The sequence below is a fragment of the Lishizhenia tianjinensis genome (assembly GCF_900116425.1).
Classification (GTDB): Bacteria; Bacteroidota; Bacteroidia; order Flavobacteriales_D; family Crocinitomicaceae; genus Lishizhenia; species Lishizhenia tianjinensis.
In genome coordinates this window covers 261130-275561 of the sequence record NZ_FPAS01000003.1, presented here as the reverse complement: position 1 = coordinate 275561, position 14432 = coordinate 261130, and the positions used below count along the sequence as shown (strand labels likewise).

At 38.0% G+C, this 14432-nt stretch carries 12 protein-coding genes and 2 tRNA genes; 3 read left to right on the top strand and 11 right to left on the bottom strand.

Translation table 11 applies throughout. From position 1 onward, the window contains the following. The first annotated feature begins 229 nt into the window (after window positions 1-229). Window positions 230-2719 carry a DUF5686 family protein gene (locus BM327_RS11015; RefSeq protein WP_090249461.1) on the top strand — a complete coding sequence of 830 codons (2490 nt, stop codon included), beginning with the start codon at window positions 230-232 and terminating at the stop codon, window positions 2717-2719. Window positions 2720-3124: 405 nt separating this feature from the next. Here BM327_RS11015 and BM327_RS11010 read toward each other — a convergent pair whose 3' ends face one another. The 11 genes from BM327_RS11010 to BM327_RS10960 form a co-directional block, all read right to left on the bottom strand. Beyond that, the gene (locus BM327_RS11010; RefSeq protein ID WP_090249459.1) at window positions 3125-3856 is read right to left on the bottom strand and encodes a tRNA-uridine aminocarboxypropyltransferase; all 732 of its coding nucleotides are present in this window, start codon (window positions 3854-3856) and stop codon (window positions 3125-3127) included. A 264-nt stretch (window positions 3857-4120) separates the two neighbouring features. After that, window positions 4121-4375 carry a GIY-YIG nuclease family protein gene (locus BM327_RS11005; protein ID WP_090249456.1) on the bottom strand — a complete coding sequence of 85 codons (255 nt, stop codon included), beginning with the start codon at window positions 4373-4375 and terminating at the stop codon, window positions 4121-4123. 404 nt (window positions 4376-4779) lie between these two features. Further along, window positions 4780-4854: transfer RNA gene (locus BM327_RS11000), tRNA-Val, on the bottom strand. Between the two features lie 27 nt (window positions 4855-4881). Beyond that, window positions 4882-4956, bottom strand: a tRNA-Val gene (locus BM327_RS10995). A gap of 96 nt (window positions 4957-5052) precedes the next feature. After that, window positions 5053-6273, bottom strand: coding sequence for a bifunctional folylpolyglutamate synthase/dihydrofolate synthase (locus BM327_RS10990; protein ID WP_090249453.1), 1221 nt, complete (start codon window positions 6271-6273; stop codon window positions 5053-5055). A 4-nt stretch (window positions 6274-6277) separates the two neighbouring features. Then, entirely contained in the window at window positions 6278-7015 is a 738-nt protein-coding gene (locus tag BM327_RS10985) for a hypothetical protein (protein ID WP_090249450.1), read from the bottom strand. Between the two features lie 11 nt (window positions 7016-7026). Next, window positions 7027-7461 carry an ExbD/TolR family protein gene (locus tag BM327_RS10980; protein ID WP_139230343.1) on the bottom strand — a complete coding sequence of 145 codons (435 nt, stop codon included), beginning with the start codon at window positions 7459-7461 and terminating at the stop codon, window positions 7027-7029. 6 nt (window positions 7462-7467) lie between these two features. Beyond that, the gene (locus BM327_RS10975; RefSeq protein WP_090249447.1) at window positions 7468-8166 is read right to left on the bottom strand and encodes a MotA/TolQ/ExbB proton channel family protein; all 699 of its coding nucleotides are present in this window, start codon (window positions 8164-8166) and stop codon (window positions 7468-7470) included. Between the two features lie 47 nt (window positions 8167-8213). After that, window positions 8214-9632, bottom strand: coding sequence for a sodium:proton antiporter NhaD (gene nhaD / locus BM327_RS10970; protein WP_090249444.1), 1419 nt, complete (start codon window positions 9630-9632; stop codon window positions 8214-8216). Between the two features lie 24 nt (window positions 9633-9656). Continuing rightward, window positions 9657-10886: a Glu/Leu/Phe/Val dehydrogenase dimerization domain-containing protein gene (locus BM327_RS10965; protein ID WP_090249436.1), complete on the bottom strand. Its 1230-nt coding sequence runs from the start codon at window positions 10884-10886 to the stop codon at window positions 9657-9659. A gap of 154 nt (window positions 10887-11040) precedes the next feature. After that, window positions 11041-12111 (bottom strand): anhydro-N-acetylmuramic acid kinase, encoded by a 1071-nt coding sequence (locus BM327_RS10960; RefSeq protein WP_090249434.1) that lies wholly within the window; start codon window positions 12109-12111, stop codon window positions 11041-11043. Window positions 12112-12177: 66 nt separating this feature from the next. Between BM327_RS10960 and BM327_RS10955 the strand changes: the two genes are divergently transcribed. Next, window positions 12178-13320 (top strand): acyl-CoA dehydrogenase, encoded by a 1143-nt coding sequence (locus BM327_RS10955; RefSeq protein ID WP_090249431.1) that lies wholly within the window; start codon window positions 12178-12180, stop codon window positions 13318-13320. A gap of 188 nt (window positions 13321-13508) precedes the next feature. Then, window positions 13509-14378: a sigma-70 family RNA polymerase sigma factor gene (locus BM327_RS10950; RefSeq protein WP_090249428.1), complete on the top strand. Its 870-nt coding sequence runs from the start codon at window positions 13509-13511 to the stop codon at window positions 14376-14378. Window positions 14379-14432: the final 54 nt, after the last annotated feature.

The following is a 14432-nucleotide window of genomic DNA, read 5'->3' as shown; positions in this document are numbered from 1 at the left end:
TTTAATGCGAAATGTATCGCGTTTCTTTGGAGGGTTAAATTACGAAAGATGCAGTGGAAAAGGAAGTTTTAAAGGACCAATTATAGGATGAAACGCCCTTTTTTGCTTCAGAATTTACGGTGGGGGACAAATGCTTGTTTATTTTCTTTTTTCTCTCTGAAATTTTTGGCCTTCTGGTGAATAGTGTAACTTTTTGCGAACAGAAAAGTCCCATAGAAAACATGCACTCATGAAACATATTTACCTCATTCTATTCCTTTGTTTTTCTTTTCTGAGTAATGCTCAGGTTTTGAAGGGAAAGGTTGTAAATGAGCAAGGCGAGGCGCTTCCATTTGCACGTGTGGGAGTGTTAAATACTTCTTACGGCACCCTTACCAATGGAGAGGGTAAATATGTGTTGAAGTTGGATACAAACTTTGTTCAACTCTATATACGAGTAACAGGCTATGAAGAATTGGTGGATAGTATTCAATTAAAGCCCGGTGAGCAAATTCAAAACTTCACCTTGTTAACAGAGGCCTTAGAATTTGAAGAAGTGGTGATTTCTGAAGATTCTAAAAAGTCAAGAGCCATGGCCTTTATGCGTGAAGTAATCGCTGAAAAAAAGCAATGGGAGGATAAACTCTCTAACTATTCCATGGATATGTATGTGCTCAGCAGTATAGAAATGGAAGTGCCAGATTCTATGTTGTATAAGCTTCCTTCGGGTAGAAAAAAGATGAACCTCAATGAAATGGTCACAAGATCTTTTTACCAAGATCCAGGGAAGTATAAGGATAGTGTAAGGGCTTATCTAGACTTGTCGGATAAAAGCAATGCAGGTGGAGTTTCTGTAAGCATACAAATGGATGGAAATTCAGGACTTGCTCCCCAACAGGCAGAGATGAGTAATCCTTATCTTTTTGTTCAAGGTTCAAAAGACGCGGATGTTAACCTCTTTAAAAATTCACAAGAAATTTCGGGAGTAAGTACCTTTAATGTTATTTCGCCTTTGTCGAGTTTAGCATTTTTGTCTTATACCTACGATATTGCTGAGCTGTATTACGATGAGAACAATGAAAAAGTATACGTCATAGAGGTTATTCCTCGTTTTCAGGAGGCAGCCTTGTGGAGTGGTAAATTATATTTTCATATAGATTCCAAACGTTTGCTATCTGCAGACTTATCCTTGTCCCAGTCGGCACTCAACTACTTTAAAGAGTTCCACTTTATATGTGATTATACTTTTGAGCAAAATAGAGTTTTTCCCGTAAGAAAGGAATTTATCTACAGTTTGAAGGAAAGAAAAAAGATGTACCACGGTGCCATTCGCATCAAACAAGATAATTATGCTTTCGATAAAGGCGACTACAAACAAAAGTTCTGGCTAACGCCAAGTGTGGTGAGTGATTCGGCTTACGACAGAGATAGTATGTATTGGATATATGAACGTCCTTTGCCTTTGAAAGTGGAAGAGTTGACCTTTATATTTAAGCAAGATAGCATCAAACGTTACCACCAAAGCGAGGAGTACCTGCTCAAAAGAGACAGTATTTATAATGATTTTAGTGTGCTCAACCTCATTTTTAATGGGGTGGGCCACAGGAATACTTTTAAAAAGCAATCCTTTCGAGTTATTCCACTGCTAGAACAAGTTGTACCCCTTGGGGTTGGTGGTTATAGACACCGATTGGGAGTAGAATATACCAAAGGCACCAAATCGCACAAAGATTTCATGATTAACCCGCTGATTGATTATGGATTTAGAAACAAGGATGTGAAATGGCAGTTCAATGGATACTTTAAATATAATCCTTTGAACTTTGCAAAAATTGGGTTTGAAGTTGGTGATATTTATGATTTCATGACCAGTTACCAAAGTATACAAGGAACCATCGCACCAGCCAACCGCATGCGTAATAAGAAGTGGAGCGTGTATCACTTTTCAGAGCTTACTAACGGACTTTACCTGAAAGCTTCCATGGAATACTCAGATCGCATCAATATTACAGATATAGAGTATCCAGAATGGGCCAGTTTGTTTGGCAATTTTCAAAAGCCCAATGATTTTGAAGGCTACCGCATTTTCATGACAGAGCTCTATTTAGAATATCACTTTCAACAACGCTACAAAATTAGAGATGGCGAGAAAATAATACTGGGCTCCAAGTGGCCTGTGGTGAGTATGAAACATAAAATGGGTGTGCCTAATTTATTGGGTGGTCAGTCAAACTTTAGCTACGTGGAATTGAAATTAGAAGATGATATTGACTTGAAGAATTTTGGTCATACAGACATCTATGCCCTGGCCGGAAGCTTTTTGTACAAGGAGAATTTACGCGCCGTAGAGTATAAGTTTTTTAGAACGTCAGATCGTTTCTTCTTTTCCAACCCTGTGTATTCGCAGCAGAGTTTAGATACGGCGTTGAGCACGGCAAATAGTTATTTTCAATTGAACTTTATTCACCACTTTAAAGGCGCCTTTTTACACAAAGTTCCCCTCATTAATAAATTGAAATTAGAGGAAACCGTTGGAGGAAGTTACATGGCTATTCCTTCGAGTAACTTTCAACAAGTAGAGTTGTATGCGGGGATAGAACGACAATTTAGAATCAAGAAAACCATCTTCAAACTCGGAGCCTACGCCGTGAGTTCGAAAAGTAGTTATGGTCCCGCCCAGCTCAATTTTAAATTCGGTATAAACTTCTATAATGCCTTCTACGATAAGTGGGATTACTAGCGGTTTTCTAATAATGAACTTTTCAAATCAAGCTACTAAAGTGAAAATGGGTAGCTTATTATAAGTAGTGTGTTTTGGCTGCTTCCACGCTCCCCAAGAATCTTGGTGAGCGTGGCCGCGCTATCCCTTATAGTCCTCCTTGTGCTGGTGTTTCATCTAAAGATGCTGTAAAGCTTCTAAAGTCGCTCTACAGCCCCTAAGTTTCAATCCCCACCCCAACTCCGGGCTGCCAGTCCTATCGCTAGCAGGGGCTAATTCTAGCTTCTTGTATAGGGTTTTAAAAAGACTATAGTTTTCTCTTTGTGTACTTCGTGAAAAATCTTTGTGTACATGGTGGTTAAATGGAAAGAGACTTAATTATTGTTTCTTCGTCAACACTCCAAACTCACACTCAATACTGTCTTTCTATCTATTTTCCTCAAAAATGATATTCCTTTCCGTTGTTTTCTTATACATGTTTTTGGGTGCAATCTTTGGATTTTTATTCGGTCGGTAATGGTTCTTGTTGTTGGGATCCAAAATACACGCTATTTGTTGTTCTATCATCTTCTCAAATGGAAGCAGAAAGTTGTCTGTATTACATGTTTCAAACCTTGCCGTTTTAAGTAGGTTAATTACGGTGTATACCGACTCAATGGTACTCAAACAAAGTGGTTCTGGTTGTTGCTTAATAATAAACTTAGATTTGATTTCATTATCAAAACTTACCCTTTTCAAGGTTTGCAAATTCTTACTTAACTTAAGCATTTTACGCGCGCATGGCCAAGTACCGTCTAAGATAAATATGTGCGGAGTTTTGTCTAGAAATGTATGGATCTCTGTACTTTTCTTTACAGATAAATTGAAAGTCTCTTTTCCAGGGTAGAGTAAGAAAGAACTGTTTTCTTCATTGTTGAGAATTTCATTCACACGTTTATTCTCGCTGAAATCAACACCAACAATAAGCTCAGCATTTTCCAGTTGAAGATTGGTCATATAACCCGTACCATTTTTTTCTTTCCGAGCTTCTTTCGGATGCATGAGAATAACGAAACGTGTTTTTGTTTTTATGGGATGAACATGTTTACAGATACAAGTGCTCGCAGATTTCATACACTGGTAACACTTCTTTCTCGGATTTTCTATTTCTACACGCAAGATAAATGTCTTTTTTCAGTCTCCCGACTTAACTAATTTGAATTCGAAAATGCAAAATTACTCAATTTCTATTTGCTTCTCTTTCCATCTGAGGATTATATGTAGAAAAAGTAAAGGCATAAAAAAAGGTCAAGCTTAAAATAAACTTGACCTTTTGTTCGGTGGGCGATTTCCGAAAGTCTCGGAAGTAAACACATGGATTCGAACCAGATCCTGTCCCGATTGTATTGGAATGCTCTTAACCAGTTGGGAGAATCATATAAATTAAGTGTTAACCTTCTCAATTAGTTGTAATATCATTTTTCTAGATTTCCAGCTTTTGATTTGTTTTTCTCTGGCTAAGGCTTCCTCTTTTGTCTTGTAATCCTCTGTGTATTTAACGAACCAGTCATTTACTTTTCCGGTGAAACCTTTATGATTGGAATTGTGTTTTTTCAAACGTGTTTGAATGTTATCACCAGTGTAGCCAATATAGAATTTGTTAAGGGTGTTAGAATATAAAATATAGACTTTATACATGTTTGGAGTATTAGGTTGAATAGTACTCAAGTTACAACATTTTTAAGGATCTCAAAAAGGTTGTTTTTAGAAAAGTATGATGTTCAACCTTGGGTTAGTCTTAAATCTAGTCCAGAAACGTTGGGTTCCCCTCCCGATTGCATCGGGATGCTCTGAACCAACTGAGCAAATCAAAATTGATAGGAAAAATGTATGGACATAAAAAAGGTTAAGCTTTAAATAAGTTTGAACTATGGTTGGAGATGATTTTGGTAAAGAAACGGTGTCTATCTTTTGGATTCGAAGTAGTGTCCCTCCCGATTGCATCGGGACGCTCTGAACCAACTGAGCAAATCAGAACTAAAATGAAAATGTATGGACATAAAAAAAGGTCAAGCTTAAAATAAACTTGACCTTTTGTTCGGTGGGCGATACTGGATTCGAACCAGTGACCCCCTGCTTGTAAGGCAGGTGCTCTGAACCAACTGAGCTAATCGCCCGAGAGAAAGTTATTAGAGTTTTAAAAGTGGGCGATACTGGATTCGAACCAGTGACCCCCTGCTTGTAAGGCAGGTGCTCTGAACCAACTGAGCTAATCGCCCAATAACTTTCTTATTTCAAGTATCACTTTGTGTTCCGTTGAACCGTGATTGCGGGTGCAAATATAAGTGTATAATTCTAATTAGCAACTAAAATTTTTAAAAAATTTCATATAAATTTTCCAATAAGAAAAAACTTCCGAAACATAGAATTGTATCTTGTTGACCCGCTGTGTTTTGTGCGGAGGTCAAGGCTTCAGAAACTTTTTTGAAAAATTTTGCATTTAATTCATTTTTGACCGCATTTTGCTCCAAAACCTCAATTTTCGCGCTACGTTCATTTTTGAATTCAGTCAAGAAATAAGTCGCGTTTTTTGGAAATAATGGAAAAATCGCATCGAAATCTTTGTCGTTCGAACTTCCGTAGACAATAAAAAGACGCTCTTCTTTAAAATTAGAGAGCAAGTTTTTGATACCATCCGCATTGTGGGCCGCATCAAAAATGATTCTCGGATGTTCCTGCATCAAATGCATTCTGCCTCTTAAACCTGTATTCTGATATAAGTTTTGAAGTGCTTTTTCAAAGTTTTCCGCTACATCTATCGTGTTGATGTAGTTTTCCTTGATCAATACTTCTATGGCCTTATGAGCTGTTCTATAATTTTCTTGGAGATAATTGGCCAAAAGGGAAGGGGGAGTATCTAAAGCATCATTACTGAAGTAAAGCGCTGCCTCTTTTGCCTTCGCAACGTTTTCCATCACTTCTACTACTTCTGCATCCTTGGTACCTAAAACAACGGGGGTATGCGTTTTAATGATTCCTCCTTTTTCACCTGCAATTTCTTTGATGGTTGTTCCTAAGAAATTGGTGTGTTCTAAACCTATGTTGGTAATTACGCTAATTATAGGAGAGATGATATTGGTGGCATCCAATCTACCTCCCAAGCCCGTTTCAATAACGGCAAAATCTACTTGTTCTTGTTTGAAATACTCCAGAGCCATTACAAAGGTTATCTCAAAGAAAGAAGGTGAGTAGTCGAGTTCTTGGACTTTTACTTTCGCTACAAAATCAATTACAAAGTCTTCTTTTACTTCTTCACCATTGATGCGTATGCGTTCTGTAAAACGCTGCAAGTGGGGAGAGGTAAACAAACCGACTTTATAGCCTGCTTCAGTTAGAAATGAGGACATATAAGAACAGGTACTCCCTTTCCCGTTAGTACCTGCTACATGTATTGTTTTGATGTCGTTCTGTGGATTGTTGAAAATAGCACACAGCTTTTCAACGTTGTATAGATCGGGTTTATAGGCTTTCGCTCCTATGTTTTGATAAGAGGGAAATTGTTGAAACAACCAATCTATTGTTTCTTGATAAGTCATACGATTAATTTGGACGTATAGAAACTGTATAGAAACATTTCTCTACGCGGTATCCTACTGGTTTTGCCTTGTAACGTACTTCTTTTTTAGTCAATGCTATAATTTCGTCTATCAAGGCTTCATTTTCAGCTGTAGTCTCAGTTCTATTAACAGATACAGAGATTACTTTTCCTTCGTAGTTTACGGTAAGGATAAGTGCAACCTTACAGTATTCGGAGTTAGGAGTTTTAGGAGTAGATTTAATGTCAGTAAGTCTAATTCTTTCTCCTTCAGATCCACCTTGACCAGGGTTTCCTGTGCCGGGACCAGGTCCGTTATCATTTCCTAAACCAGGTCCTGTTCCACTGGTTCCTTGTCCACCAGATCCACTGAATGGATTTGCGGGCTCTGTAGATTGTTTTTCTGCCGGTTGGGTATTAGGAGTTTTGTTTTCGCCTGTTGAAGAAGGTGTTTCCACAGGAGAGTCTTCCTGTGTTTCTTCTTCTCTTGTTGGTTCCTCTGCAGCAACGGTATTGTTCTCTGCTTCAGGAGCTCCGCCACCTCCGTTGTCTATTTCAAATGCATCTATTCCTTCAGGGAATATCATTTCAGCCACTAACGGCACATCTAATTTGGGAGGGTCTGGCTCGTGATACTTTTCGAAAAATAAAATGAAAGCAGCGACAAGCATAGCGAGTAAACTCGCTATGATCGCCTTTCTATTGTCTCTTTTATCTACTATTTCTGCAAAGTAACTGCTCATAATAAATGGTGTTAATCGTACGCTAAAGCAGGATTCCACTCTCTGTTCTTAGCCAAGGCTAAAATTTGGAAAACCGCTTCGTATTTAGCCTCACGAGAACCTGCAATTTTTAATTTTCTTTCTGGATTCGCTTCTACTTGCTCTACCAAAAATGCCTTTACTTGTTCGTAGCTTCCACCTTCCGTTTTTGTATTGAAAGGGTTAGAAGCGTCGTCCAATTGACCTGACATAATTTGGTACAAGTTGTCTGCAGTAACAATTACAGTTGTTGTTGTATTTGTTTTCGACGGATCCAGTTTTTCTGAAGGTTTTGGCAAGTCCACCGGCGTGTTGTTCTCACTCATTGTACTCATAATAATAAAGAATACAAGTAGCAAGAATACAAGGTCGGTCATGGAAGCCATTCCACCCTCAGCCTTTACTTTATTTTGTGTTCCGAATCCCATAGTTTCTTAGTTTCCTGGTTTGTGCAATAAGTCCATGAACTCCATAGCATCGTTTTCCATTCTGTAGATAACTGTGGTAATCTTTGCCACTAAGTAGTTATACCCCATGTAGGCAATAATACCTACAATCAATCCTGCTACAGTGGTTACCATAGCTGTCATGATACCTGGTGCAATCGTATCTAACTGTAAAGAATCCAAGTTCTTCATCTCGTTAAAGGTTTGTACCATCCCTAAAGTAGTTCCTAAGAACCCTATCATAGGTGCTGCACCAGAGGCAGTAGCTAAAAAGCTTAAACGTTGCTCCAACTTAGAAATTTCAAGTTTACCCGTGTTATCTATCGCTGAAGAAACCACATCTACGTGTTTTCCTAAACGAGAAATACCTTTTTCAATCATTCTTGCTGATGGCGTATTGGTTCTAGCACAAAGATTTTTGGCATCATCAATTTTACCATCCATTAGCATTTGTTTTACATTGGTTAAGAAGTTTGGGTCTATTTGACTTGCTCTTCTTAAAGCTAAGAAACGCTCTACGAAAATGTAGATGGCGTAGATAGACATAATGGCTAACACGATAAGGATAATTGCTCCCATAGGTGTTGAACCTGCGTCTTTAACAGCTTGCCAGATGGCTACCTCTTTAAAATCTTCAGAAACAGCTGTACTGTCGCTTGCAATTTGCATTAAAAATGAATGATTCATACTCGAATAAACGTTGAAATTTATAATTTGTTACATGTTAAGTTCGATTAAACGAACATCTGAATTCCAAGGTAAACACCAGCTCCAGCTAAGAAACCAATAAGTGCCAACCAAGCAATATTTTTTAAGTACCAGAAGAAAGAAATTTTCTCCATTCCCATTGCTACAACACCTGCAGCTGAACCAATGATTAACATAGATCCTCCCGTACCAGCAGAGTAAGCAATAAAGTGCCAAATGTGACTATCCATAGCGTATTCAGGATTTGTCATATCGAACATACCCATAGAAGCTGCTACCAATGGAACGTTGTCAATTACAGCAGAACCAACTCCCATCAAAGTGATGAATAAATCTACCGGCATGCTTTCTTCTACATTCTTACCAAAGATGTAAATCATACCTAAAGATTCTAAAGCAGCAACTGTCATCAAGATTCCTAAGAAGAATAAGATAGACGGCATCTCAATTTTACCCAAAGCTTTGAAAGTTGGTGAAGAGTGGTGACCAGCATCAGGGTTGTGATCTCCGCTTTCTTCTTGTTCTATTTCTTTACTTGCACTTGTTAAGTTCAACTGTCTATTAGAAACAACCTCTGCCACCATAGCAACAATAGATAATGATAACATCATTCCTACGTAAGGAGGTAAGTGAGTAATCGTTTTGAAGACAGGAACAAAGATGATCATACCTAACCCTAAGTATAACATTAATGGACCTCTAGCGTTGTTAGCCTCTTCCTCTTCAGGTACTTCAAATTGACCTTTGAAAGCTGGTAAGAATGAAGCGATAACTGTAGGTAAAACCATACATACTAAAGAAGGAATGATTAAGAATTCAATTAATTTCCCTGTAGAAACTCTTTCACCCATCCATAACATTGTTGTCGTTACGTCACCAATTGGAGACCAAGCTCCACCTGCGTTAGCAGCAATAATGATTAAACCGGCGTACCAAATTCTGTCTGAGTTGTTCTTCAATAACTTACGTAAAATTGTAATCAATACAATCGTAGCTGTTAAGTTATCAATGATAGCTGAAAGAACAAAAGCAAGGATACAAACGATCCACAATAAAGTTCTTTTTTTGTTGGTTTTGATGAAGTTTTTAATTGTTGCAAATCCATTGAAGTGATCAATGATTTCAACAATAGTCATAGCTCCAATTAAGAAAATTAAGATTTCACATGTTTTACCAAAGTGGTGAAGTAAAGTTCCTTCCATCCACGTCATTTTAGTAACTTCATTGTGATCTTCTGAATGAGCTGCCAACTGAGCGAATCCATCTACCAAGTGGTGATTATCAGAATCGAACCAAGTAGTAAAGCTATCTAATCCAAAAGCTACTCCAGCCCAAGCTAAAGCCATCATTAACAATGCTGGGATTAACTTATCAACCTTAAGGTTGTGTTCTAAAGTAATGGCTAAGTATCCTAAGATGAATACCGCTAAAATAAATCCTTCCATGATATCTAATTATAGTAATATTGGTTATACAAGTTGTTTCAATGCGATTTCGAATGCCGCTTTAGCAACTCCTGTTTTTTGTGGGTTTTTTAAGTGTGTATTTTCTAATGCTTTCTTAATTACATCAGAAGTGTCTTGGAAAATTCCTTGATCTGTTAATTCTCCTAAGTCAGATGACATCAAGTAAGCGAATACTCTTGCCATACCACAGTTAGAGATGAAGTCAGGAATTACCGTCAAATTGTTATCTGCGAAATCTGCAATAGAACCAAAGAAGATTTCTGGATCAGCGAAAGGAACGTTAGCTCCAGCAGAAATTACATCTACTCCTGATTTAATCATTCTATCTACTTGGTCTTGTGTAATTAAACGAGATGCTGCACAAGGAATGAAAACGTTTGCTTCTATATCCCAAATTTTAGCGTTAACCTCCTCGAAAGACATCATGTCTGGGTGATTCAATTCGTTTCCGTTTTTGTTCAAGAACATGTCTCTAATTTCTTCGAAAGAGAATCCATCTTCTTTGATCAATCCACCAACTCTGTCGATGATACCAACCACTTTAGCTCCCATTTGAGACAAGTAGTAAGCTCCTGCAGAACCTACGTTACCCCATCCTTGAACGATAACTTTTTTGTCTCTGATGTCACCACCCCAGATGTTATAATAATGCTTGATAGATTCAGCTACACCGTAACCTGTAATCATATCAGCGATAACGTATTTTCTGTTGATGCTTGGCGTGAATGTTTCGTCTTCGATTACTTTTAATACACCTTGACGTAACTGACCAATTCTATTAATTTTTTGCGCTTCTCTTGGTTGGAAGTGTCCGTTAAACACACCTTCTTGTGGGTGCCAAACTCCACAGTCTTCCGTAATTGGAATAACCTCGTGGATTTCGTCAACGTTTAAATCTCCACCAGTACCGTAGTAGTGCTTTAACAAAGGAGTTACTGCTGCGTACCAACGTCTCAAAACACCTTCTTTACGACTGTCTTTTGGGTCAAAGTTGATTCCTGATTTCGCTCCACCAATAGCTGGACCTGCAACCGTGAACTTCACTTCCATCGTTTTCGCCAAAGATTCAACCTCTCTTTTATCCAAACCTGGACGCATACGTGTTCCTCCACCTGCTGCTCCACCGCGAAGTGAATTAATTACAACCCATCCTTCTGCCTCTGTTTCAGAATCTTTCCATTCGAATACGATCTCTGGACGTTTGTTTTCAAACTTGTTCAGTAACTCTTTCATTGTGTTTATTTATATCTAATTGTGCTGTGCTTTTCACACAGTTGAAGTTAATTTTTCGCTTCCATTTTTAAGTATTTCATACTTATTAATAGAAACAGACGGCAGCAAAAGTAAAAAACTTATTCTAAGCAAAGAATCAAACCTTTGAAAATATCTAGGGTTCAAAGGTATTTCCTCCCTTAGAGTCTCTACTTGCACCGGTAACTTGCGCTAAACAATTGTTTTCGTTACGGAGATTTAACACGCCCAAAAATGCGAAAATCAGCGCTTCTTTAAAATCAATTAAATCATCTTCCGGAAGGATTATATTTCCCGAGTACTTCTCCTTGATTTTAGCTATCAGGAAGCTATTTTTCGCACCGCCACCGGTAATCATTATAGAGGCAACTTTATGCTCCTCTAAAACACGAGAAATTTGATGTGCAATATGGGCGTAAAATGTACCTAAATTATCGGCGTATGAATTTGCCGTTAAAAGTGGATGAATGTAAGATTCAACCCATTCTAAACCGAGAGATTTTGGCGCTTTTTGGTGGTAAAAAGGAAAGGCGTTGAGTTGAGATAAGAGTTCCTTGTTTATCGTTGCTTTTCTTCCTTCGTTACCATCGAAATCGAAGTCGAGATTTTTGGCTTGAACGATGGCATTTAAAACGATGTTTGCCGGACAAATGTCAAAGGCTAAATTGTTTTGTTTGGGTATACTGATGTTGGCAAATCCACCAAGGTTTAAAAAAGCGTCGGCTTCATTTTTTAATAGTAGGGTATCACCAACAGGAACCAAAGGAGCTCCTTGTCCGCCCAGCAAAACATCCTTCTCTCTAAAATTATTGATGGTTTTTATTCCGGTTTGTGTAGCTATGCTTTGTCCACATCCAATCTGAAGGGTCATTCCTTTATCGGGTTGGTGAAAAATAGTATGACCATGAGAGGCGATAGCGTCAATTTCTTCTTTGTTGATGTGGAATTCCTCACAAAAGTTATTCACAGCTTGGGCAAAATATCCACCAATTTCCTTGTCTAAAAAAGTAAGGTCTAACCCAGATAATTGATGTGCCGTTTTTAATTTGTTTTCAAAATCTGTACTGTAAGGGATTGTTTTACAGTGTTCAATGTTGTAGTTCCAAGCTCCTGCATCAAATGTAAATTGGGTAGCGACGATATCTAGTCCGTCTAAAGAGGTGCCAGACATGAGTCCAATTAGCTTGTAAGATTGTGGGAATGACATATTAAAGTTTTCTGATTTTCAATAATAAGCTTATTTTTGCCACATCAAAATTATAAAATCATACGGATGAATTTCGATTTAACAGAAGAACATATAGCTGTAAGAGACGCAGCGAGAGATTTTGCTCAGAATGTTTGTAAACCAGGAGTAATTGAGAGAGATAACAAGCAAGAATTTCCAGCGGAGATCATCAAGCAATTAGGTGAGTTAGGATTCATGGGAATGATGGTAGACCCGAAGTACGGTGGTGGAGGAATGGATACACTTTCTTACGCTATCGCTATGGAAGAAATCTCTAAAGTTGACGCATCTGTTTCTGTATGTATGTCTGTTAACAACTCATTAGTTTGTTGGGGATTGGAAAAATTCGGTTCTGAAGAGCAAAAACAAAAGTACTTAGTACCATTAGCTACAGGAGAGAAAATTGGTGCATTCTGTTTATCTGAGCCAGAAGCTGGATCTGATGCAACTTCTCAAAGAACTACAGCTGTAGATATGGGAGATCACTACATCTTAAACGGAACGAAAAACTGGATTACTAACGGTAGCTCAGCATCTGTTTACTTAGTGATTGCACAAACTAACCCAGAGTTAGGTCACAAAGGAATCAACGCTTTCATCGTAGAAAGAGGAATGGAAGGATTTGTTGTTGGAGCAAAAGAAGATAAAATGGGTATTAGAGGTTCTGATACACACACTTTGTTGTTCAACGACGTAAAAGTTCCTAAAGAAAATAGAATTGGTGAAGACGGATTTGGATTCACTTTCGCAATGAAAACTTTATCTGGTGGACGTATCGGTATTGCTTCTCAAGCATTAGGTATTGCAGCTGGAGCTTTCGAATTGGCAACAGCTTACTCGAAAGAAAGAAAAGCATTCGGAAAAGAGATTTCTAAGCACCAAGCTATCGCTTTTAAATTAGCAGATATGGCTACTGAAATCGAAGCTGCAAGATTGTTAGTTTACAAGTCAGCAAGAGATAAGGATATGGGAAGAAACTTCGACCAATCTTCTGCAATGGCTAAATTATACGCTTCTAAAGTAGCGATGGAACAAACAGTAGAGGCTGTTCAAATTCACGGTGGTTACGGATTCGTTAAAGAATACCACGTAGAGCGTTTAATGAGAGATGCGAAAATTACGCAGATTTACGAAGGAACTTCTGAAGTTCAAAAGATTGTAATTTCTAGAAATGTGTTGAGAGACTAATTTTTAGAAAAAAAATATAGTGTAAAAAGCGAGACTCCTAGCGGGTTTCGCTTTTTTGTTATGAAAAATATTCTACATAACCAAAAAAATCTCCAACCTTTTCTGTTTTTATTGCGTTTAATATATAACAGCTTATCTTTCAAGAAAGTATAAGTTGGCTCTTTTCTTATCTTAAAACTGTTAGCGCTATGAGACAATTAAAAATTACCAAACAGGTTACCAACCGGGAAACCGCTTCACTCGATAAATACTTGCAAGAAATTGCTAAGGTTGATTTAATTACTGCTGAGGAAGAAGTTGAATTAGCCCGAAGAATTAAAGCTGGAGACAACAAAGCTTTAGAAAAATTAACCAAGGCCAATTTAAGGTTCGTGGTTTCTGTTTCTAAGCAATATCAAAACCAAGGTTTGTCTTTGCCAGATTTAATTAACGAAGGTAACATGGGGTTAATCAAAGCAGCAAAACGTTTTGATGAAACCAGAGGTTTTAAATTTATCTCTTATGCCGTATGGTGGATCAGACAATCTATTTTACAAGCTTTGGCAGAACAAGCGCGTATAGTGCGTTTGCCTTTGAATAAAATTGGTTCAATTAATAAGATAAACAAAACTTTTTCAGAATTAGAACAGCGTTTGGAGCGTCCGCCTAGTGCGCATGAATTGGCGGAAGCCTTGGATTGTACGGTGGAAGAAGTAAGAACTGCTTTTGCTACTTCGGGGAGACATGTTTCTATGGATGCACCCTTAAAAGAAGGGGATGAGTCTTCTTCTTCTATGTATGATGTGCTTCCAAACGATGCTTTGCCTAGTCCAGAAAAGACTTTGTTACAAGAGTCACTGGCCAAAGAGATCAATAGAAGTTTATCTACACTTACCGCGAGAGAAGGTGATGTTGTGAAATTCTACTTTGGTTTAGACGGGAGAGCTCCTTTAACACTGGAAGAAATCGGTATGCATTTCGATTTAACCAGAGAAAGGGTTAGACAAATTAAAGAAAAAGCTATTCGACGTTTAAAACATACTTCTAGAAGCAAGATGTTGAAAATGTATTTAGGATAATTCCACAATAACTACAGTGGGAACCGATGTGAAAGCATCGGTTTTTTTGTGACC

Coding starts and splice junctions, on each gene's coding strand:
- BM327_RS11015 (WP_090249461.1), top strand. CDS start 230: ATGAAACATATTTACCTCATTCTATTCCTTTGTTTTTCTTTTCTGAGT.
- BM327_RS11005 (WP_090249456.1), bottom strand. CDS start 4,375: ATGTATAAAGTCTATATTTTATATTCTAACACCCTTAACAAATTCTAT.
- BM327_RS10990 (WP_090249453.1), bottom strand. CDS start 6,273: ATGACTTATCAAGAAACAATAGATTGGTTGTTTCAACAATTTCCCTCT.
- BM327_RS10985 (WP_090249450.1), bottom strand. CDS start 7,015: ATGAGCAGTTACTTTGCAGAAATAGTAGATAAAAGAGACAATAGAAAG.
- BM327_RS10980 (WP_139230343.1), bottom strand. CDS start 7,461: ATGGGATTCGGAACACAAAATAAAGTAAAGGCTGAGGGTGGAATGGCT.
- BM327_RS10975 (WP_090249447.1), bottom strand. CDS start 8,166: ATGAATCATTCATTTTTAATGCAAATTGCAAGCGACAGTACAGCTGTT.
- nhaD (WP_090249444.1), bottom strand. CDS start 9,632: ATGGAAGGATTTATTTTAGCGGTATTCATCTTAGGATACTTAGCCATT.
- BM327_RS10965 (WP_090249436.1), bottom strand. CDS start 10,886: ATGAAAGAGTTACTGAACAAGTTTGAAAACAAACGTCCAGAGATCGTA.
- BM327_RS10960 (WP_090249434.1), bottom strand. CDS start 12,111: ATGTCATTCCCACAATCTTACAAGCTAATTGGACTCATGTCTGGCACC.
- BM327_RS10955 (WP_090249431.1), top strand. CDS start 12,178: ATGAATTTCGATTTAACAGAAGAACATATAGCTGTAAGAGACGCAGCG.
- BM327_RS10950 (WP_090249428.1), top strand. CDS start 13,509: ATGAGACAATTAAAAATTACCAAACAGGTTACCAACCGGGAAACCGCT.